This window comes from Aeromonas sp. Y318-1 (assembly GCF_027706125.1).
In the GTDB taxonomy this organism is placed as follows: domain Bacteria; phylum Pseudomonadota; class Gammaproteobacteria; order Enterobacterales; family Aeromonadaceae; genus Aeromonas; species Aeromonas hydrophila.
The window spans coordinates 61,820-79,397 of record NZ_JAPDCM010000004.1 but is presented as its reverse complement, the minus strand read 5'-3'; the positions used below and the strand labels follow the sequence as shown (position 1 = coordinate 79,397).

Below are 17,578 nucleotides of genomic sequence, written 5' to 3'. Positions count from 1 at the left end.
TCAGGGCAGCAGGCTCTTGACATCGATGGGCTTGGCTTCGTTCTCGGCATCCCCTTTCGGCTTGCCGTCGATGGCCATCCCGCTCATGCGGTAGAAGTTGTAATCCGGATACTTGCCGGGTCCGCTGATCAGCAGATCTTCCTTCTCGTACACCAGATCCTGGCGGCGGTACTCGCCCATCTCGAAATCCGGCGTCAGCTGGATGGCGGTGGTGGGGCAGGCCTCTTCGCACAGGCCGCAGAAGATGCAGCGGGAGAAGTTGATGCGAAAGAACTCCGGGTACCAGCGACCATCTTCCCGCTCGGATTTCTGCAGCGAGATGCAGCCGACCGGGCAGGCCACCGCACACAGGTTGCAAGCCACGCAGCGTTCGTCGCCATCCGGATCGCGAGTCAGCACGATGCGACCGCGATAGCGGGGCGCCGCATAGACGGCCTGTTCCGGATAGTTGAGGGTCTCGCGGGGGCTCCAGGCGTGGGAGAACACCATCCCCAGGCTGCGCAATTGGGTGCCGACACCCTTGATGATGTTAATAATTTTCATAGTCGTGCCTCACTGCACATTCATCAGCACCACAGCCCGTACCGGCTGCATCCCGAGCGGGATACAGGGTGGCGGGCAAGCAGACGTTCCAGCCAAACGGCATCACATTTTTTCTGTCCATTGCGGCCTCACTGCGCATTCATCAGCACCACGGCGCCGGTGACCAGCATGTTGAGCAGGGTCAGCGGCAGGCAGACTTTCCAGCCAAACGACATCACCTGGTCAAAGCGCGGGCGGGGCAGGGAGGCCCGCAGCAGGATGAAGAACACCATGAAACAGGCAGTCTTCAGGGCAAACCAGATGAAGGGCGGCAGCCAGGGGCCGTGCCAGCCACCGAAGAACAGGGTCACGATGAGCGAAGAGATCAGCACGATGCCGATGTACTCGCCCACGAAGAACAGACCCCATTTCATGCCCGCATACTCGATGTGATAACCGTCGGCGAGCTCCTGCTCGGCTTCCGGCTGGTCAAACGGATGGCGGTGGGTGACGGCGACGCCAGCAAACAGGAAGGTGATGAAGCCCAGGATCTGGGGGATCACGTTCCACAGTCCTGCCTGGGCTTCCACGATATCCCGCAGGTTGAAGCTGCCGGTCTGGATGACGATACCCATCAAGGAGAGGCCCAAAAACACCTCGTAGGAGAGGGTTTGGGCCGAGGCGCGCAGGCTGCCGAGCAATGAGTACTTGTTGTTGCTCGACCAGCCAGCGAACAGCACGGCGTAGACCGCCAGCCCCGCGATGGCCAGGATGTAGAGCAGCCCCACGTTGAGGTCCGCCACGCCCCAGGTGGGGGTGATGGGCACCACCGCAAACGCCAGAATGAAGGCGGTAAAGGCGATGATGGGGGCCAGCACGAAGATCCGGCGATCGGCGAACGGCGGGATCCAGTCCTCTTTGAAGAACATCTTGATCATGTCGGCCGCCAGCTGCAGCAGGCCGAAGGGGCCTACCCGGTTGGGGCCGTAACGATCCTGCCACAGCGCCAGCAGACGGCGCTCGATGAAGCTCATGAAGGCGCCGGCCCCCACGATCCCCACCAGCACGATCAATGCCTTGCCGATTTCCAGCAACAGATCGATCAGAGAGTCACTCATGCGATGGCCTCCTGTAGGTTAGCGAGATATTGCTGGTGCAGGGCGGTCGGCAGACCGTTGACACCAAGCGGCAGACCCACCAGACCCGCGGTCAGATGCTCGCTCAGCCGCAGGGTCAGCCGCCAGTGGTGGCCACCCCAGGAGAAGGCGACCTGGCTGCCGGCACCGAGGGAGAGACGACTGGCGTCGGCCGGGTTCAGCACCAGCACGGGCTCGCTCATGCGGGCCTGGATGACCGGGCTTCTGGCAGACAGCTCTTCGCCGCCAAACAGCTGGTCATAGCTCACCACCTGCAGCGCCTCTTTGGAGCTGAACGGGGCGGGGGCGGTGTCGAACCAGCCGAGGCTGTCCTCGCCTGCTTCCAGCAGACGGCGACCGGGATCCCCGGCGCGCAGGTTGCCACCCACTTCATCCTGGAACTTGTTCCAGGCGGACGGGGAGTTCCAGCCCGGCGCCCAGGCGAACGGCACCTGTTGCAGCGGCTGGCGGGCACCGGCGTAGCCTTCCATGGAGAAGTTGAAGGGCGAGTCGGGATCCTGGGCGACTCTGGGTTCGCTCACGTTCTGATCCGCCAGCATGGAGGTGCGGCCACTGTAGCGGTGCGGCTCGCGAGCGAGCTTCATGCCACGGATGCGCAGACCCGCGTTGGGAGCAGCCTCGCGCATGCTGGTCAGCAGCGGGGCGCTGGCGGCGCAGGCCGCACTCACCTCGTCGAAAGTGTTCCAGCGCAGCGGTTTGCGATCCAGCACGCCTTGCAGGGCGGCCAGCCAGCGCCAGCTCTCGCGCACCTGGATGTCGGCGTTGTAGAAGGCAGGGGCATAAACCTGGAAGAAGCGCTGGGCGCGGCCTTCCATGTTGATGAGGGTACCGTCGGCCTCGGCGAAGCTGGCGGCAGGCAGCACCAGGTTCGCCTTCTGGGCGGTGCCGGTGTCCTGATGGTCGACCACCAGCAGGTGCTGCAGACGGTCGATGGCGGCATCGACGCGGCTGCGCGGTGCGCGGCGGTAGAGATCGTTCTCGAGCATCACCAGCGCGAGCTTCTCTTCTCTTTCGATACGATCAAAAGCGGCTTCCAGCGGGGCGGCATTGCCGGCCAGCATGGCCAGCCCCAGGCTGTTGGTCTCCTGGGCTACCAGGGCGAGCTCCACGGCCTGGCCACGGCCCTTGAGGGCGCGGGCGATGTTGCTGGCCGCCTCAAGCAGGGCCTGGCTGCGGGCACCGGTGCCGGCGATGATGAGCGGCTTCTTGGCGTTGCCGAGCAGCGCGGCCCAGCTGGCGGCCAGGGCCTGTAGCTCGGGAGCGAGATCGGTCAGGGCAGGGGCGCTGCCATCGAGCAGATGGGCGATGGCGAAGCCCAGGCGCGCCTGATCCGCGTGAGGGGCGTGCAGGGTGCCGCTCGCCACGTCGTCCAGTCGGGTGCTGTCCAGGCTGGTGATCAGCAGCGGGTAGCGCTCGTTCTGGGCCAGGGTTTGCACTGCGGCGACCTGCCACAGATCCACCTTCAGCTTGCGGGCGATTTCGCGGCCCTTGCCCTTGACGGCCTGGCGCAGGGCCAGGGCGATGCGGGCGGCGGTCTGGGTGACATCCTCGCCGAGCACCAGCACGGCGTCGGCCTCTTCCATGTCACGCAGGCTGGGGGTACGCACGCCGCCGTGCTGCAGGATCTGCAGCATCTTCTGCAGGCATTCCCATTCGCTTTGCTCGACGCCGCTGTAGAAGTTGGCGGCACCCACCAGTTCGCGCAGAGCGAAGTTGCTCTCAAGCGACGCGCGGGGCGAGCCGATGCCGATGACGCCGGCAGCGGTGCGCAGGGCATCGGCGGCCCGGTTCAGGGCGCCGTCCACCGTGATGGCCAGCTTGTCACTGCCATCCTGCAGCAGGGGCTGGCGCGGGCGGTCGGTCAGATTGACGTGGCCGTAGCCAAAGCGGCCGCGGTCGCACAGGAAGTAGTGGTTCAGAGCGCCGTGATAGCGGTTCTCGATGCGGCGCAGCTCGCCGTAACGCTCACCCGGGCTGATGTTGCAGCCGACCGAGCACCCTTGGCAGATGCTGGGGGCGAACTGCATGTCCCACTTGCGGTTGTAACGCTCGGAGTGGGTCTTGTCGGTGAATACGCCGGTGGGGCAGACCTCCACCAGGTTGCCGGAGAACTCGCTCTCCAGGGTGCCATCCTCGACCCGGCCGAAGTAGACGTTGTCGTGGGCGCCGTAGACCCCGAGATCCTCGCCACCGGCGTAGTCCTTGTAGTAACGGACGCAGCGATAGCAGGCGATGCAGCGGTTCATCTCGTGATTGATGAAGGGGCCCAGATCCTGATTCTGGTGGGTGCGCTTGGTGAAACGGTAGCGACGGCTGTTGTGGCCGGTCATCACCGTCATGTCCTGCAGGTGGCAGGAGCCACCCTCTTCGCACACCGGGCAGTCGTGGGGGTGGTTGGTCATCTGCCACTCCACCACCGTTTTGCGGAACTCCTTCGCCTCTTCATCCTCGATGGAGATATAGGTGCCATCGGTGGAGGGGGTCATGCAGGACATGACCAGGCGGCCGCGCTTGTCGTCGGCATTCTGATACTGTTTCACCGCACACTGGCGGCAGGCGCCGACGCTACCAAGCGCCGGGTGCCAGCAAAAATAGGGGACGTCCAGACCAAGGGACAGACAGGCTTGCAGCAGGTTATCTGCCCCGTCTACCTCGTACTCTTTACCGTCTACATGAATGGTGGCCATACAACTTCCCTGACTTCAATGAGATAAATTCTTTGGCTCGCGCCGGTTCAGCGGGCCCGCGGCGGGCGCCCTGCGTGCCTTACCAGCGCTCGCCCAGCAGGTTGGGCTGGATACCCTTGAGCTGCTTGCGATTATCCTGCGGCGCCTTGACGCCGGCCTCGAATTCCGACCGGAAATACTTCATCGCACTGCCCAGCGGCTCGATGGCGCCAGGGGCATGGGCGCAGAAGGTCTTGCCTGGGCCGAGGAAGCTGACCAGCTGCTCCAGGGTGGCGAGATCCCCTGGCTGACCTTCACCCCGCTCCAGCGCGCGCAGCAGCTTGACGCTCCAGGGCAGGCCGTCGCGGCAGGGAGTGCACCAGCCGCAGGACTCGCGGGCGAAGAACTCTTCCATGTTGCGCAGCAGGGAGACCATGTTGATGCTGTCATCCACCGCCATGGCAAGGCCCGTGCCCATCCGGGTGCCGACCTTGCCGATGCCGCCGGCGTACATCTGGGCATCCAGGTGCTCGGGCAGCAGGAAGCCGGTACCGGCACCGCCCGGTTGCCAGGCTTTCAGGCGATAGCCGGGTTTCATGCCACCGGCATAGTGCTCGAACAGCTCGCGGGCGGTGATGCCAAACGGCAGCTCCCACAAGCCGGGGTTGTTGACCTTGCCGGAGAAGCCCATCAGCTTGGTGCCGTGATCTTCCGAACCCGGCAGCGCCAACCCCTGATACCAGGCCACACCGTTGCCGATGATGGCGGGCACGTTGCACAGGGTCTCGACGTTGTTGACGCAGGTGGGCTTGCCCCAGACGCCGGAAACGGCGGGGAAGGGGGGCTTGGCGCGCGGGTTGGCGCGGCGCCCTTCCAGGGAGTTGATAAGCGCCGTCTCTTCGCCGCAGATGTAGCGACCCGCGCCGGTGTGGACGAACAGCTCGAAGTCAAAGCCCGAGCCCAGGATGTTCTTGCCGAGCAGACCGGCAGCCTTGGCCTCTTCGACCGCACGACGCAGGTTGGCTGCGGCATCGACGTATTCGCCGCGCAAGAAGATGTAGCCACGGTAGGCCTTGAGGGCCTTGGCCGAGATGATCATCCCTTCAATCAGCAGGTGGGGCAGTTGCTCCATCAACAGCCGATCCTTGTAGGTGTTCGGCTCCATCTCGTCGGCGTTGCAGAGCAGATAACGGATGTTCATGCTCTCGTCTTTGGGCATCAGGCCCCACTTCACGCCGGTGGAGAAACCGGCGCCGCCGCGACCCTTGAGGCCGGCATCCTTGACGGTGCCGACGATCTCGTCCGGGCTCATCTGGCCCAGTGCCTTGCGGGCCGCATCGTAACCCTGCTTGCTCTGGTATTCATCCAGCCAGACCGGCTGGCCGTCGTCGCGCAGCCGCCAGGTGAGGGGATGGGTCTCGGCTGCACGGGCGATGCGATTGGCGGTACCAAGGGATGCCAGACTCATGGGTAAGCCTCCAGGGTCTTGAGCAGGCTGACGGCGTCGAGCCCACCGTAGGTGTCATCGTCGATCATCAGCGCCGGCCCCTTGTCGCAGTTGCCGAGGCAGCAGACCGGCAGCAGGGTGAAGCGGCCGTCGGCAGAAGTCTGGCCGGGGGCCAGATCCATCACCTCTTTCAGGCCGGCCAGCAGTTGTTCGTGGCCGTTGATGTAGCACACCATGCTGTCACAGACGCGGATGATGTGGCGACCGACCGGCTGGCGGAAGATCTGGCTGTAGAAGGTGGCAACCCCCTCCACGTCGCTGGCGGGGATGCCGAGCTCGGCGGCGATGGCGTGGATGGCACCGTCAGGTACCCAGCCGCGGGCCTGCTGCACTATCTTGAGCGCTTCAATGCTGGCGGCACGGGGATCTTCGTAGTGGTGTTTCTCATGCTCGATGGCATCGCGTTCTGCCTGGCTCAGGACGAAATCGTTCCCCTTGCCCTGGCATGAACTCTGTCCCTGCGGGGACTGATTGTGTTGGCACTGACATTGCTGGCTCATGGCTTAACCTTTTGTGGCTTGTCCTTTTTGTCGTGTAACGGGTCTTGGTAACAGCCGTTACTCAACGGTCCACATCCGACATAACGAAATCGATACTGCCCAGATAGACGATGAGGTCCGACACCATCTGGCCACGGATCACCGAGGGGATCTGTTGCAGGTGAGCAAAGCTCGGGGTGCGGATCCGGGTCCGGTAGCTCATGGTGGAGCCATCGCTGGTCAGGTAATAACTGTTGATCCCCTTGGTCGCCTCGATCATCTGGAAGGACTCGGCGGCCGGCATGACCGGGCCCCACGACACTTGCAGGAAGTGGGTGATCAGGGTCTCGATGTCCTGCAGGGTGCGCTCTTTGGGCGGCGGCGTGGTGAGCGGGTGATCTGCCTTGAACGGCCCTTCCGGCATGTTCTTCATGCACTGCTCGATGATGCGCATGCTCTGGCGCACCTCCTCGATGCGCACCAGGGCGCGATCGTAGGCATCGCCGTTGGCGCCGACCGGCACTTCGAATTCGAACTGATCGTAGCCGGAGTAGGGGCGCCATTTGCGCACGTCGAAGTTGAGACCGGTGGCGCGCAGACCGCCACCCGTGGTGCCCCAGGCCAGCGCCTGTTCGGTGTTGTAGGCGGCGACGCCGATGGTGCGGCCACGCAGTATGCTGTTGCGCATGGCGGCCTTCTCATAGTCCATCAGCCGCTTGGGCAGCCAGCTCAGCAGGTTGTCTTGCACCAGCCGCTGCCAGCCGACGGGCAGATCATGGGCCACGCCGCCGATGCGGAACCAGGCCGGATGCATACGGGCGCCGGTGATGGCCTCGATGATGGTGTAAATCCGCTGCCGGTCGGTGAAGGTGAAGAAGACCGGGGTCATGGCACCCACGTCCTGAATATAGGTACCGATGAACAGCAGGTGGCTCTGGATGCGGAACAGCTCAGCCAGCATCACCCGGATCATGTCGACCCGCTGTGGCACCTTGATGCCCGCCAGCTTCTCGACCGCCAGCACGTAGGGCAGGTTGTTCATCACCCCCCCTAAGTACTCGACCCGGTCGGTGTAGGGGATGTAGCTGTGCCAGGACTGGCGCTCGCCCATCTTCTCTGCACCGCGGTGGTGATAACCGATGTCGGGCACGCAGTCGCGGATCTCTTCGCCATCGAGCTGCAGCACCAGGCGGAAGGCGCCGTGGGCGGAGGGGTGGTTGGGGCCGAGGTTCAAGAACATGTAGTCCTCGTTCTCGTTGCCACGGGCCATACCCCACTCTTCCGGTTTGAACAGCAGGTTGTCCTGCTCCTGATCCTGTTTGACCGCATCAAGCATGAAGGGATCAAATTCGGTGGCGCGCGCCGGATAATCCTTGCGCAGCGGGTGACCCTGCCAGCTCTTGGGCATCATGATGCGGGTCAGATGGGGGTGACCATCGAAATTGATGCCCATCAGATCCCACACTTCCCGTTCATACCAGTTGGCGTTAGGGAAGTGGCGGCTAACGGTGGGCAGCGTCAGGTCACCCTCCTTGAGCGGCACCTTCAACATCAGGTCGGCGTTGCGATCGATGGAAATGAGGTGATAGAAGACGGTGAAGTCGCTGTCGGGCAGATCATGGCGATGGCTGCGCATCCGCTCGTCGGTGGCGCTGAGATCGAACAGCATCACGAACGGGGAGGGGAGCTTGCGCAGGAAGCCCATGACATCCAGCAGCAGCTCGCGGGAGAGCCAGACCACCGGCACGCCGGTACGGGTATTCTGGATGGTGAAACGTTCGGCGCCGAAATGGGCGAACAGCTCGCCGATGACCTGAGCGTCTTTGTGATCATTCGGTTGCCACTGGGCCATGGCGTAGTTGCTGGGGAATTCTCGAGTCAGTTTCATGGTCAGATCTCATCCGGCGTGCGCAGGTTGGTGACGTTGATCCGCTCGCCACGCTTGCGGTCCTTCTCGGCAGGCATTTGGGGACGATAGATGCCCTGATCGCCAACCACCCAGGAGAGCGGACGGCGCTCCTTGCCGATGGAGTCCTGCAGCAGCATCAGCGCCTGCAGGAATGCCTCGGGACGGGGCGGACAACCCGGAATATAGACGTCGACCGGCAGGAACTTGTCGACGCCCTGAACGACCGAGTAGATGTCGTACATGCCGCCGGAGTTGGCGCAGGCACCCATGGAGATGACCCACTTGGGTTCGAGCAGCTGTTCATACAGACGCTGGATGACGGGGGCCATCTTGATGAAGGGGGTGCCGGCGATCACCATGAAATCGGCTTGGCGCGGTGAGGCTCGAATAACTTCGGCGCCGAAGCGGGCCACATCATGGGGGGAGGTGAAGGCGGTACACATCTCTACGTAGCAGCAGGAGATACCGAAGTTGTAAGGCCAGAGGGAGTTCTTGCGGCCCCAGTTGACAGTGTCTTGCAGCACCTCTTCGAGGCGCCCGATCATGATGCCGCGTGAGGCCTCTTGAGCCAAGGGATCCTCGACGGTCTGGCGCTGTTCCTGGGGATAGCGCTCAACGGGCGCATCTGGGTCGATCCGGGTCAGGGTGTACTTCATGGTGCAACCTCAAAGGGATAATCAGTAATTCAGTCTGGCTTCTTGTCGGTCAGAACGCGCTTTTTCGGTGCCCAGTCGAGGGCGCCAATGCGCCACAGGTAGACGAGTCCTACCAGCAGCAGGGAGATAAAGATGGTGGCTTCGATGAAACCGACCCAGCCGCTTTCCCGAACGGAGACGGACCAGGCGAAGAGGTAGAGTGCCTCGACGTCGAAGATGACGAAGAACATGGCAACCAGGTAGAACTTGGCGGAGAAGCGTAGACGGGCATTGCCCACCGAATCGACGCCAGATTCGAAGGGTTTGTTCTTGGCACGACCATAGGCTCGACCACCCAGCAGGGCGGCAAGGCCGATCATGGTCAGGCAGATGCAGATGGCCCCGACTACATAGACAGCAAAAGCCCAATGCTGGACAGCAATATCAGCAAACATAGGAGTTTTCCCTAACCGAATTAATCACGCGACTTAACAAGGATGTTACGTATTATGCCACTTTCGTACTGATTTACATGTCATTTCAAAGGATTAATTATTAATCAGCGGGAGGAAAATCGTATTTTGCTAGCGGAGTCAATGTTCCTATTTGAGAATCATTTTCAATCGCTTTTAGGATGTGGTGGAATTGGCGGGATCGTGTGAAAAATAAACTAATCGTGAAATGAGAGACCCCGCCAGGCGGGGTCTGCTCGATCAGGGTTTGAGGATGGGTAGCGCCTCTTCGGCTGCCTTGCCCTGAGAGAGGGTGATCTCGACCCGGCGGTTGGCCTGACGATGCTCGGGTGTGTCATTGGGATAGCGTGGCTGGGCATCCGCGACCCCCTGAGCGATGACCCGGGTGGCATCGAGTTTGGGGTTGGTCAGCAATGTGTGCACGATGGAGGCGGAGCGCAATACCGACAGTTCCCAGTTGCTGCGATAGAGCTCCACCGGGGCCTGGGAGTTGTCGGTGTGGCCGGTGACCACCACCTTGCCGGGAATGTCAGCCAGAATGCCGGAGATCTTGTTGACCAGCGGAATGAACTGGGGCTGCAGGAAGGCGGAGTCGGCCGGGAACAGCGCCTTCTCGCCGATGCGGATCACCAGCTGGCTGCCCAGTTGTTCTACCTCCAGATCCTTGGATTCAATCTGTGCCTTGAGCTGCTGCTCGAGCTTCTTCTTGGTGACCTGCACCCACTCCTGCTCTTTGGTCTTGTGTGGCCAGGATTCGGTGGCACTCGGCTTCTCCGAGGCACCGATGGTTTCGTTGAACGGATCCGAAGCTGCCATCGGAGCATCCTTCTCCAGCACAGTCTCTTTCTTCGGGCTGCTGGGGGTGGTTTTGGACTCGGGTTCCAGGATGCCGGTACCGCCCTGCATCACGGGGGAGCCCGCAGCAGGGGAGATGAGGCCAATTTTGCCCAGCGATTCGATGAAGCCCTGGATCAGCACCCGGGTTTCAGACTGCTTGGCCATGGCAAAGGAGTAGAGCACCACGAACAGGGCGAACAGCAATGTCATGAAGTCGGCATAGGAGACCAGCCAGCGTTCGTGGTTCTCCGGCGCTTCAGCCTTTTTCTTTTTTGCCACCGTGGCCTCCGAGGTAGGGTTCGAGGGTGACTTGCAGGCGTTGCTGGGATTCGCCATCCACGATGCAGAGGATACCGGTCAGGGTCATCTCCTTGTAGTGGCGGATCTGATGGGCAAACCCTTTGTAGCGGTTGCCGAAGGGCAGGAAGATCAGGTTGGCGGCCGATACCCCGTAGATGGTGGCGATAAAGGCCACCGCGATGGCGCCCCCCAGCTTGTCAGGGGCATCCAGCAGGCCCATGGCGTGGATCAGGCCAAACACCGCCCCCACGATCCCCATGGTGGGGCAGTAGCCACCCATGGCTTCATAGAATTTGACGGTCTGCTCGAGATCTTCTTGCTCGAACTCGATCTCGTTCTCCAGCACCTCGTGGATCTTGGTCTTCTCGTAGCCGTCGACCATCATCTGTACCCCTTTTTGCAGGAAGGGATCCTTGATCTCGTCGATCATGCCCTCGAGGGCCAGCATGCCGCTGCGTCTGGCATTGCCAGCCAGGTTTTCCAGTAGTTCGGCCTGCTGCTGCATGTCGAGTTTGAGGGGAGCCAGCAGCCACTTGAAACGCTTGAGAGTGCTGCCGACAACGGAGAAGGGGAACTGGGTCAAGGCGGCACCTATGGTACCTCCGATCACGATGAGAAAGGCGGGCAGATCGAGCAGGGCGCTGGGATGTCCACCCTCGATCATGTTGCCGCCCAGGATGGCGATCAATGCCAGGACCAGGCCGATTAAGCTCATTTTTTATACATCCCTGAATATTGATAATGGCTAGTGTAGCTATTTAAGTATCAGTTTTTCAAAATGATATCCAATCGATGAGCAATAAAGTGAGTGCCTTGACCTCGATGGACAGATTTCTTTCCCGGCTGGCAAGCAGCCGGTCCATGCAGGGCGTTTTACCGAAAAGAGGAGGGGCCGTCGCGGGACTTTGACGGGAAGAGGGCCTGGGCAGATCAGATTGCAAATGTTGGAAGGCAAAAAACCGGCCACTGGCCGGTTTTTTTAGATTGGGTGGGACGCTTTACCCATGTGGTTTTTCCTTGTGGGCGGCAGTCAGTCGTTGATCACCGCAGGCAACGTTGCTCGTACCCAACGAGGGTGTTGCTTTCTCTCACGGGAGTCACGCTTCTGAAAACCCCAAAAGCAAAAAACCGACCATCAGGTCGGTTCTTTAAATTTGGCGGTGAGGGAGGGATGATTCGCCACTGCGTGGCTCACCCCTTCGGGGCGGCCTGCGGCCGTTCATCGCAGCAAGCTGCTCTGCTCGAACCCGGCGAGGGTTCTCACCCTCCCTCTGTGGGCATCAGATTTGCTGTGCTCCCAGAAGCAAAAAACCGACCATCAGGTCGGTTCTTTAAATTTGGCGGTGAGGGAGGGATTCGAACCCTCGATACGTTGCCGTATACACACTTTCCAGGCGTGCTCCTTCAGCCACTCGGACACCTCACCAAATTTTCGCTCACAGCGCCGTTGCGCTGGAACGGGGCGTAATTTAGGGGAAAGGGCTGCCTGGGTCAACCACTTTTCCCCTTATTTTTCATAATCTTTATCGAATGCCTATCCCTTGAACAGAATGCCGGTTTTTTAAACCCGCTCAGGGCTTGGGGAGGATAATCAGACTGTCCGGCAGCTCGTTCTGGTCGCGGGTGGCGGGGAAGGCGTCGGTCAGAATGGCGCTGGTCCGCTCGATGCACTCGAGGAACCCCTGCTCCACCTCCTTGTTGCGCACCCGGCGGGTGAAGTCATCGATGATCTCCTGCCACTGGCCGTTGTCGATGTGCTGGGCGATGCCGTCATCCACCAGGATCTCCACGTAGTGCTCGGCCACCGAGACGAAGATCAGCACCCCCAGCCGATCCTGGGTACGATGCAACCCCTGTTCAACGAACTGCAGGCGTGCCATCAGGGCGGCCCTGTGCTGGCGAACCTGTTTGGGGATCAGGTACATCTTGATGGGGGTCCAGTGGAACAGGATGCTCAGCACCAGCCAGACCGACCACTGCACCAGCAGGATCTCGTACCAGCCGAGCCAGAAACCGAGCTCGAATACCAGCAGCGGGGTGAGCATGGCCAGCAGCGCCGCCCACAGGGTGGGTATGTAGCGATAGCCGTCGCTGGCGGGGGCCAGAACGGTCACCAGCTCGGCATCGGTTGCCTGCTCCGCCTGCTTGACCCTGGCCTGCAGCGTGTGAAAGAACTGTTTCGAAATCATGTGTCGTCTCTTAATCCCTGTTACCAACCACCGGAGGCACCGCCGCCGCCGAAACTGCCGCCCCCTCCACTGAAACCGCCGCCGCCACCACCAAAACCGCCACCGGAGCGACCGGCACCGAAGCCACCGGCGAGGTAAGCGGCGCGGCGCCGGCCACCCCTGCCGCCACCACCACCGCCACGCAGGTTGTGCAGCACGATCATCACTATCACCATCAGGATGAACAGCCAGGGTCCGCCCAGCTTATCCTTGCTGGCGTTGTCCACCGGTTTGTACTCGCCCGCCAGCGCCTGCATGATTGCCTGGCTGCCGGCAACCACCCCGGCCACCATGTCGCCGCGTTTGAACGCGGGCAGGATCCGGGTCTGGATGATGTTGGCGGCGATGGCATCGGGCAGGGCGCCTTCCAGCCCGTAACCCACCTCGATGCGCACCTTGCGCTCATCCTGGGCGATCAGCAGCAGCACCCCGTTGTCCTTGCCCTTCTGGCCGATCCCCCAGTGACGGCCGAGCTGATAGCCGTACTCCTCGATGGTGTCGCCCGCCAGCGTGTCGATGGAGACCACCACCAGCTGGATGCCGCTGCGCTTCTCGAATGCCGCCAGCTGCTGGGTGAGCTGGTGGGCCTGCTTGCGGGACATCAGGTTGGCCTCGTCCACCACTCGCCCGCTCAAGGCAGGGAAGGTGGGGGCGGCGGATACCACCGCCGTCCACAACAGCAGGCAGGACAACAGGGCATGGATCACGCGCTTCATTGGAAGCTGACCTTGGGCGCCTCATCGGCACCGGGTTTGGCGCTGAACGTGGGTTTGGCCTCCAGATCCGAGTAGAGCAGCTTGGACCAGATGACGCCGGGGAAGGTGCGGATCTCGGTATTGAACTGGCGTACCGCTTCTATGTAGTCGCGCCGGGCCACCGAGATACGGTTTTCGGTGCCTTCCAGCTGGGCCTGCAGGGTCAGAAACTGCTGATCCGCTTTGAGCTCCGGGTAGCGCTCGACCACCACCATCAGCCGGGAGAGGGCGCCGGAGAGCTGGTTCTGGGCCGCTTCAAACTCCTTGAGCTGGGCGGGATCGCTGAGCTGCAGGCTGCCCACCCGGGCTCTGGCATCGGTCACTGCCTTGAGGGTCTCCTGCTCGTGGCTGGCGTAGCCCTTGACGGTGGCCACCAGATTGGGAACCAGATCGGCGCGGCGCTGATACTGGTTTTCGACCTGGCCCCAGCTTGCCTTGACCTGCTCATCCAGGGTCGGAATATTGTTCATGCCGCAACCGGTCAGGCCCAGCAGCAGGGTCATAACCAACAGGGACTGGGTCGCCCTCTGCCAGAGTGAAGTGGCCATCTTGTTGTTCTCCATTGACATTTTTTGCAGATAACGGCTCACCATACCAGCTTGTGGTCAACCGCCACAACGGGCGGGCAGTTTGGGTTTGTGGTAAGCCATCGAAACCTTGGGCAGTTGCGGCTTGTCTTTGAGCCAGGAGGCCAGCTCGGCGCCGCAGCCGTTGCCGGGCGGGATCGGCGCCTGAGGCTGGCAATCCGGGCTGCCGACCGGGCAGCGTAGACGCACATGAAAGTGGCTGAAGTGGCCGACCCAGGGGCGCAATTTGGCGACCCAGGGTTCATCGGGTGCCCGTTTGCATACCTCGGCCTTGATCACCGGGTTGATGAAGATGCGGGCGACCTCGGGCTTGCTGGCTGCCAGGCGCAGCAGGTTTAGCTGCTGGGGGCCGAAGCGCCCGGGCAGCACCCGGTAGCTGGGCTCATCGATCAGCGCCCACTCCTTGGGGGCATCCTGTTCCCATGTTGAGATGGGCTGGTTGGCCATGCGAAACCAGATGTCGGCGTCGAGGCCGGTCTGGTGGCTGCGGTGACCGGAGGTGAAGGGACCGCCGTGGGCCATGGCGAGATCGGCGATATAGAGGTCCGGCATACCGGCCATGCGGGTCTGGTTGGCCAGGGTGGTCAGGTAGGCGATGAGCTCAGGGTGGCCGTAGTAGCGCAGTCGCTTGGTGCGGATCACCTGATAGCCGGGGCCGGTCAGCGGCAGCGCTACCCCGTTCTTGAGGCAGCCGGCGGAGTAGCCGCCAATGGCTTCAGCCTGGCGGGGATGAGGTTCGGCAAGAAAGGCACTGGCCATGAAGAGCAGGGTGGTGGCAAGCATGAGACTCCCGACAAGCATGCGAATGGGCTCAGATGAAGAGAATGATACCAAGAGTCCGGTGAGACCGTCACCCGATGAGCGAGCCCGGTTGCATCCCGGTGTCGGGCTCGCGCACAATGCGCGACAAAATTGGTGCATCCAGGGCGTGTAAACGCACAGGCAAGAGGAGAAGAGAATGAAGGTCAGTGAGCTGGTGAACAAAGAGGGACTGGTCTGGCTGATGCCCCCTGCTCGCCGTTTCTATCCGGTGATGGTGGTGCTGTTGCTGGCGAGCCTGGTCACCGTGCTGGCCGCCGTCGGTCTGGGTTATCCGCAAATGGGTTTGCTGCCCTGGGTGGGGCTGGTGTTTGGCGGCATAGTGCTGCTGATGATGATACTGCCTCGCAGCTGGCAGCGCTGGCGGCTGGCGGAGCTGGCCTGGGACGAGACGCACCTTTACCTGCTCAATGGCAGCAGTGATCGGGCACAGGCCCTGCCAAGATCGGTACTGGTCGGGGTCGAGCGGGATCGCAAGGTGGGCCACGATGGTCAGTGGCTGGCCTTCAGCCTGGATCTGGCGCTGAACGATGAGCAGCTGGCGACCGCCACCACGCTGATGGGGTTGAGTCGGGAAGGTACCCATGTCGTGGCGCCCGGCATCTATCGCTTTGGCTTTAAGCGCGCCTGGCATGGTCGACGCACGCTGCAGGTGCTGTTGGATGCCCTGCTCCCCATATGAGCTGACTATTTTCTCGACAATCTTCCCCAAAGCTCAGATACTGCCAGTGACTCGAATTGATCTTGCTCGTTCTGTTCACCCAAGAGATCAATGACTTGAGTGAACCGTACGGGGGAGTGCCCAGGCATGATGCCCTGGCAGGTCCGGCATGGGGGTTGTGCCCTTACCTTTGTGTTGGTGATTGGATAGAGAAGGCACCTTGAATCGAGAGTGGATGGCATGAAGATTTACGTAGGTAATCTGTCGTACCGGATGACGGCCGACGAACTGACAACCGTGTTCAGCCAATTTGGGCAGGTAGACAAGGTCGATATCATCATCGATCGCGATACCGGTCAGTCCAAGGGGTTTGGCTTCATTGAAATGCCAGTGAATGGCGAGGCTGAAAAGGCCATCGCCGGTTTGCATGGCACCGAAATCGGTGGCCGTACCATCACAGTCAACCAGGCCAAGCCGAAGACAGACGCACCACGTGGTCGCCCCCAGCGTCATCGCTGAGCTGCCTCGATAACGCAAAACGGCATGGGTTTCCCCCATGCCGTTTTTGTTTCTGGCGTTTGCCGGATGAATCAGGGCACGTCGTAGCCGAGCGCCGCCTTGCGGATGCGGAACCACTGCTGACGGTTGAGGACGATGGATTCAGCGGCCACGGCGGCGGCGATGCGCTCCCGTTTGCCGGAGCCTATCAGCGGCAGCGGCTGGCTTGGCAGCATCATGACCCAGGCGTAGACCACTTGTTCGATCTGCTCGGCGCCCACTTCCTGGCGGATCTGTTCGAGCTCGGCGCGCAGCGGGGCATATTCGGGGGCCTGGAACAGGCGCCCGCCACCGAGGCAGGACCAGGCCATCGGCTTGATGCGCAGTTGCTGGCATTGGTCCAGGGTACCGTCCAGGGTGGTGCTCTGGTTGAGCGGCGAGATCTCCAGCTGGTTGGTCACCAGCGGGAAGGGCAGGCGCGACTGCAGCAGCTCGAACTGGCGAGGGGTGAAGTTGGAGACCCCGGCATGCTTGATCTTGCCCGCCTGCTTGAGGGTAATGAAGGCATCGGCCACCTCGTCGGCATCCATCAGGGGATCCGGGCGGTGGATCAGCAGCAGATCCAGATGGTCGGTGGCCAGCTTTTGCAAGGAGGCCTCGGCACTGGCGATGATGTGCGCCTTGCCGGTGTGGTAGTGATTCAGCGCGTGTTCCGGCTTGGCGGTGAGGGCGATGCCGCACTTGCTGACGATCTCCATCCGGCTGCGCAGAGAGGGGTCAAGGCGCAGGGCGTTGCCGAATGCCTCTTCGCACTGGTAGCCACCATAGATGTCGGCGTGATCGATGGTGGTGACCCCCAGATCCAGGTGGTACTTCATCAGATCCAGCAGGGCGCTCGGGGAGAGTTGCCACTCCATCAGACGCCAGTAACCCATGATGAGGCGAGAGAAGGTCGGACCCTGTGGATGCAGGGGGAGGTGGGATACGGACATGGTGGCTCCTTGGCGGATAAGGGAAAAAAGCTGCCAGCATCTTGGTCTCTTCTGGCTGGCAAGGCAATAATGCGGCTTTTGTTAATTCGAACTTTGGTTCTGAAGGGGAAGGAAATGGACGGTTTTGCCGAGCGCTTGCACAGCCTGATCGGGACGGGCAGCATCAGTGCCTTTGCCCGCAAGGTGGGGCTGAGTGAAGCCCTGATCCGTAAATATCTGAAAGGGACCGAACCCGGCCTTGGCAAGGCCAACCAGATTGCTATGGCTGCCAACTGCTCGCTGGAGTGGCTCGCCACCGGCTGCGGCTACCTTTATCGGCAGGCGGAAGTAGTGGACAGAGAAGCGCTGAGCGCCGCCGGCACCCTGTTGCAGGAACAGTTGCCGCAGCAGCGCCTGCCCGCAGAAGATGAGCTGGTTACCCTGCTCGCCTACTACCAGTTCTTGCGCAGTCACAAGCAGGCTGACGGATTTCTGGATCTGGCGCGGGCGCGCGAATTTGGCAAACACCTGCATGAGGCGTGAGCCTGGATGGGGATGGCTGGGCAACGACCGG

The 17,578-nt window shown here is 61.7% G+C and carries 18 protein-coding genes, 1 tRNA gene and 1 other RNA gene; 3 read left to right on the top strand and 17 right to left on the bottom strand.

Going from position 1 to position 17,578, the window contains the following annotated elements:
* The 16 genes from nuoI to mepA form a co-directional block, all read right to left on the bottom strand.
* On the bottom strand, positions 1–543 hold the full coding sequence (gene nuoI, locus OKB87_RS07360; protein ID WP_011705660.1) for an NADH-quinone oxidoreductase subunit NuoI: 543 nt from the start codon (positions 541–543) through the stop codon (positions 1–3).
* 128 nt (positions 544–671) lie between these two features.
* Positions 672–1,640 (bottom strand): NADH-quinone oxidoreductase subunit NuoH, encoded by a 969-nt coding sequence (gene nuoH, locus OKB87_RS07355; RefSeq protein ID WP_011705661.1) that lies wholly within the window; start codon positions 1,638–1,640, stop codon positions 672–674.
* A complete protein-coding gene (gene nuoG / locus OKB87_RS07350) occupies positions 1,637–4,366 on the bottom strand; it encodes an NADH-quinone oxidoreductase subunit NuoG (protein WP_270826983.1) in 2,730 nt (909 codons plus the stop codon). The genes nuoH and nuoG overlap by 4 nt, the downstream gene beginning before the upstream one ends.
* Positions 4,367–4,445: 79 nt before the next feature.
* A complete protein-coding gene (gene nuoF, locus OKB87_RS07345) occupies positions 4,446–5,813 on the bottom strand; it encodes an NADH-quinone oxidoreductase subunit NuoF (protein WP_203092330.1) in 1,368 nt (455 codons plus the stop codon).
* On the bottom strand, positions 5,810–6,352 hold the full coding sequence (gene nuoE / locus OKB87_RS07340; protein ID WP_029303307.1) for an NADH-quinone oxidoreductase subunit NuoE: 543 nt from the start codon (positions 6,350–6,352) through the stop codon (positions 5,810–5,812). The genes nuoF and nuoE overlap by 4 nt, the downstream gene beginning before the upstream one ends.
* A gap of 61 nt (positions 6,353–6,413) precedes the next feature.
* Positions 6,414–8,219: an NADH-quinone oxidoreductase subunit C/D gene (gene nuoC, locus OKB87_RS07335; protein WP_270826982.1), complete on the bottom strand. Its 1,806-nt coding sequence runs from the start codon at positions 8,217–8,219 to the stop codon at positions 6,414–6,416.
* Positions 8,220–8,221: 2 nt separating this feature from the next.
* Positions 8,222–8,896: a NuoB/complex I 20 kDa subunit family protein gene (locus tag OKB87_RS07330; protein ID WP_005299840.1), complete on the bottom strand. Its 675-nt coding sequence runs from the start codon at positions 8,894–8,896 to the stop codon at positions 8,222–8,224.
* A gap of 29 nt (positions 8,897–8,925) precedes the next feature.
* Positions 8,926–9,330: an NADH-quinone oxidoreductase subunit A gene (locus OKB87_RS07325; RefSeq protein ID WP_016350419.1), complete on the bottom strand. Its 405-nt coding sequence runs from the start codon at positions 9,328–9,330 to the stop codon at positions 8,926–8,928.
* Between the two features lie 258 nt (positions 9,331–9,588).
* The gene (locus OKB87_RS07320; RefSeq protein ID WP_011705667.1) at positions 9,589–10,464 is read right to left on the bottom strand and encodes a flagellar motor protein MotB; all 876 of its coding nucleotides are present in this window, start codon (positions 10,462–10,464) and stop codon (positions 9,589–9,591) included.
* Positions 10,442–11,200, bottom strand: coding sequence for a flagellar motor protein (locus OKB87_RS07315; RefSeq protein ID WP_011705668.1), 759 nt, complete (start codon positions 11,198–11,200; stop codon positions 10,442–10,444). The genes OKB87_RS07320 and OKB87_RS07315 overlap by 23 nt, the downstream gene beginning before the upstream one ends.
* A gap of 440 nt (positions 11,201–11,640) precedes the next feature.
* A non-coding RNA gene (locus tag OKB87_RS07310) (RtT sRNA) lies at positions 11,641–11,769 on the bottom strand.
* Between the two features lie 54 nt (positions 11,770–11,823).
* A tRNA-Ser gene (locus OKB87_RS07305) sits at positions 11,824–11,911 on the bottom strand.
* A 145-nt stretch (positions 11,912–12,056) separates the two neighbouring features.
* The gene (locus tag OKB87_RS07300; RefSeq protein WP_011705669.1) at positions 12,057–12,674 is read right to left on the bottom strand and encodes a TPM domain-containing protein; all 618 of its coding nucleotides are present in this window, start codon (positions 12,672–12,674) and stop codon (positions 12,057–12,059) included.
* Positions 12,675–12,694: 20 nt separating this feature from the next.
* On the bottom strand, positions 12,695–13,429 hold the full coding sequence (locus tag OKB87_RS07295) for a TPM domain-containing protein (protein WP_270826981.1): 735 nt from the start codon (positions 13,427–13,429) through the stop codon (positions 12,695–12,697).
* Positions 13,426–14,031, bottom strand: a complete 606-nt coding sequence (locus tag OKB87_RS07290; RefSeq protein ID WP_179101456.1) for a LemA family protein — start codon at positions 14,029–14,031, stop codon at positions 13,426–13,428. The genes OKB87_RS07295 and OKB87_RS07290 overlap by 4 nt, the downstream gene beginning before the upstream one ends.
* A gap of 42 nt (positions 14,032–14,073) precedes the next feature.
* Positions 14,074–14,838 carry a penicillin-insensitive murein endopeptidase gene (gene mepA, locus OKB87_RS07285; protein ID WP_179101455.1) on the bottom strand — a complete coding sequence of 255 codons (765 nt, stop codon included), beginning with the start codon at positions 14,836–14,838 and terminating at the stop codon, positions 14,074–14,076.
* 175 nt (positions 14,839–15,013) lie between these two features.
* Here mepA and OKB87_RS07280 point away from each other — a divergent pair, with 175 nt between their 5' ends.
* Complete coding sequence (locus tag OKB87_RS07280) at positions 15,014–15,556, top strand: hypothetical protein (protein WP_039214917.1); 543 nt, start codon at positions 15,014–15,016, stop codon at positions 15,554–15,556.
* A 219-nt stretch (positions 15,557–15,775) separates the two neighbouring features.
* Positions 15,776–16,054 (top strand): RNA recognition motif domain-containing protein, encoded by a 279-nt coding sequence (locus tag OKB87_RS07275; protein ID WP_026080382.1) that lies wholly within the window; start codon positions 15,776–15,778, stop codon positions 16,052–16,054.
* 71 nt (positions 16,055–16,125) lie between these two features.
* Here the strand turns inward: OKB87_RS07275 and OKB87_RS07270 are convergent, their stop codons facing one another.
* Positions 16,126–17,025: an aldo/keto reductase gene (locus OKB87_RS07270; RefSeq protein WP_270826980.1), complete on the bottom strand. Its 900-nt coding sequence runs from the start codon at positions 17,023–17,025 to the stop codon at positions 16,126–16,128.
* 114 nt (positions 17,026–17,139) lie between these two features.
* Here OKB87_RS07270 and OKB87_RS07265 point away from each other — a divergent pair, with 114 nt between their 5' ends.
* On the top strand, positions 17,140–17,547 hold the full coding sequence (locus OKB87_RS07265; RefSeq protein ID WP_257684368.1) for a helix-turn-helix domain-containing protein: 408 nt from the start codon (positions 17,140–17,142) through the stop codon (positions 17,545–17,547).
* Positions 17,548–17,578: the final 31 nt, after the last annotated feature.

Excerpts from the sequence above, each read along its gene's own strand:
- nuoI (WP_011705660.1), bottom strand. The coding sequence starts at position 543 with ATGAAAATTATTAACATCATCAAGGGTGTCGGCACCCAATTGCGCAGC.
- nuoH (WP_011705661.1), bottom strand. The coding sequence starts at position 1,640 with ATGAGTGACTCTCTGATCGATCTGTTGCTGGAAATCGGCAAGGCATTG.
- nuoG (WP_270826983.1), bottom strand. The coding sequence starts at position 4,366 with ATGGCCACCATTCATGTAGACGGTAAAGAGTACGAGGTAGACGGGGCA.
- nuoF (WP_203092330.1), bottom strand. The coding sequence starts at position 5,813 with ATGAGTCTGGCATCCCTTGGTACCGCCAATCGCATCGCCCGTGCAGCC.
- nuoE (WP_029303307.1), bottom strand. The coding sequence starts at position 6,352 with ATGAGCCAGCAATGTCAGTGCCAACACAATCAGTCCCCGCAGGGACAG.
- nuoC (WP_270826982.1), bottom strand. The coding sequence starts at position 8,219 with ATGAAACTGACTCGAGAATTCCCCAGCAACTACGCCATGGCCCAGTGG.
- OKB87_RS07330 (WP_005299840.1), bottom strand. The coding sequence starts at position 8,896 with ATGAAGTACACCCTGACCCGGATCGACCCAGATGCGCCCGTTGAGCGC.
- OKB87_RS07325 (WP_016350419.1), bottom strand. The coding sequence starts at position 9,330 with ATGTTTGCTGATATTGCTGTCCAGCATTGGGCTTTTGCTGTCTATGTA.
- OKB87_RS07315 (WP_011705668.1), bottom strand. The coding sequence starts at position 11,200 with ATGAGCTTAATCGGCCTGGTCCTGGCATTGATCGCCATCCTGGGCGGC.
- OKB87_RS07300 (WP_011705669.1), bottom strand. The coding sequence starts at position 12,674 with ATGATTTCGAAACAGTTCTTTCACACGCTGCAGGCCAGGGTCAAGCAG.
- OKB87_RS07295 (WP_270826981.1), bottom strand. The coding sequence starts at position 13,429 with ATGAAGCGCGTGATCCATGCCCTGTTGTCCTGCCTGCTGTTGTGGACG.
- OKB87_RS07290 (WP_179101456.1), bottom strand. The coding sequence starts at position 14,031 with ATGGAGAACAACAAGATGGCCACTTCACTCTGGCAGAGGGCGACCCAG.
- mepA (WP_179101455.1), bottom strand. The coding sequence starts at position 14,838 with ATGCTTGCCACCACCCTGCTCTTCATGGCCAGTGCCTTTCTTGCCGAA.
- OKB87_RS07280 (WP_039214917.1), top strand. The coding sequence starts at position 15,014 with ATGAAGGTCAGTGAGCTGGTGAACAAAGAGGGACTGGTCTGGCTGATG.
- OKB87_RS07275 (WP_026080382.1), top strand. The coding sequence starts at position 15,776 with ATGAAGATTTACGTAGGTAATCTGTCGTACCGGATGACGGCCGACGAA.
- OKB87_RS07270 (WP_270826980.1), bottom strand. The coding sequence starts at position 17,025 with ATGTCCGTATCCCACCTCCCCCTGCATCCACAGGGTCCGACCTTCTCT.
- OKB87_RS07265 (WP_257684368.1), top strand. The coding sequence starts at position 17,140 with ATGGACGGTTTTGCCGAGCGCTTGCACAGCCTGATCGGGACGGGCAGC.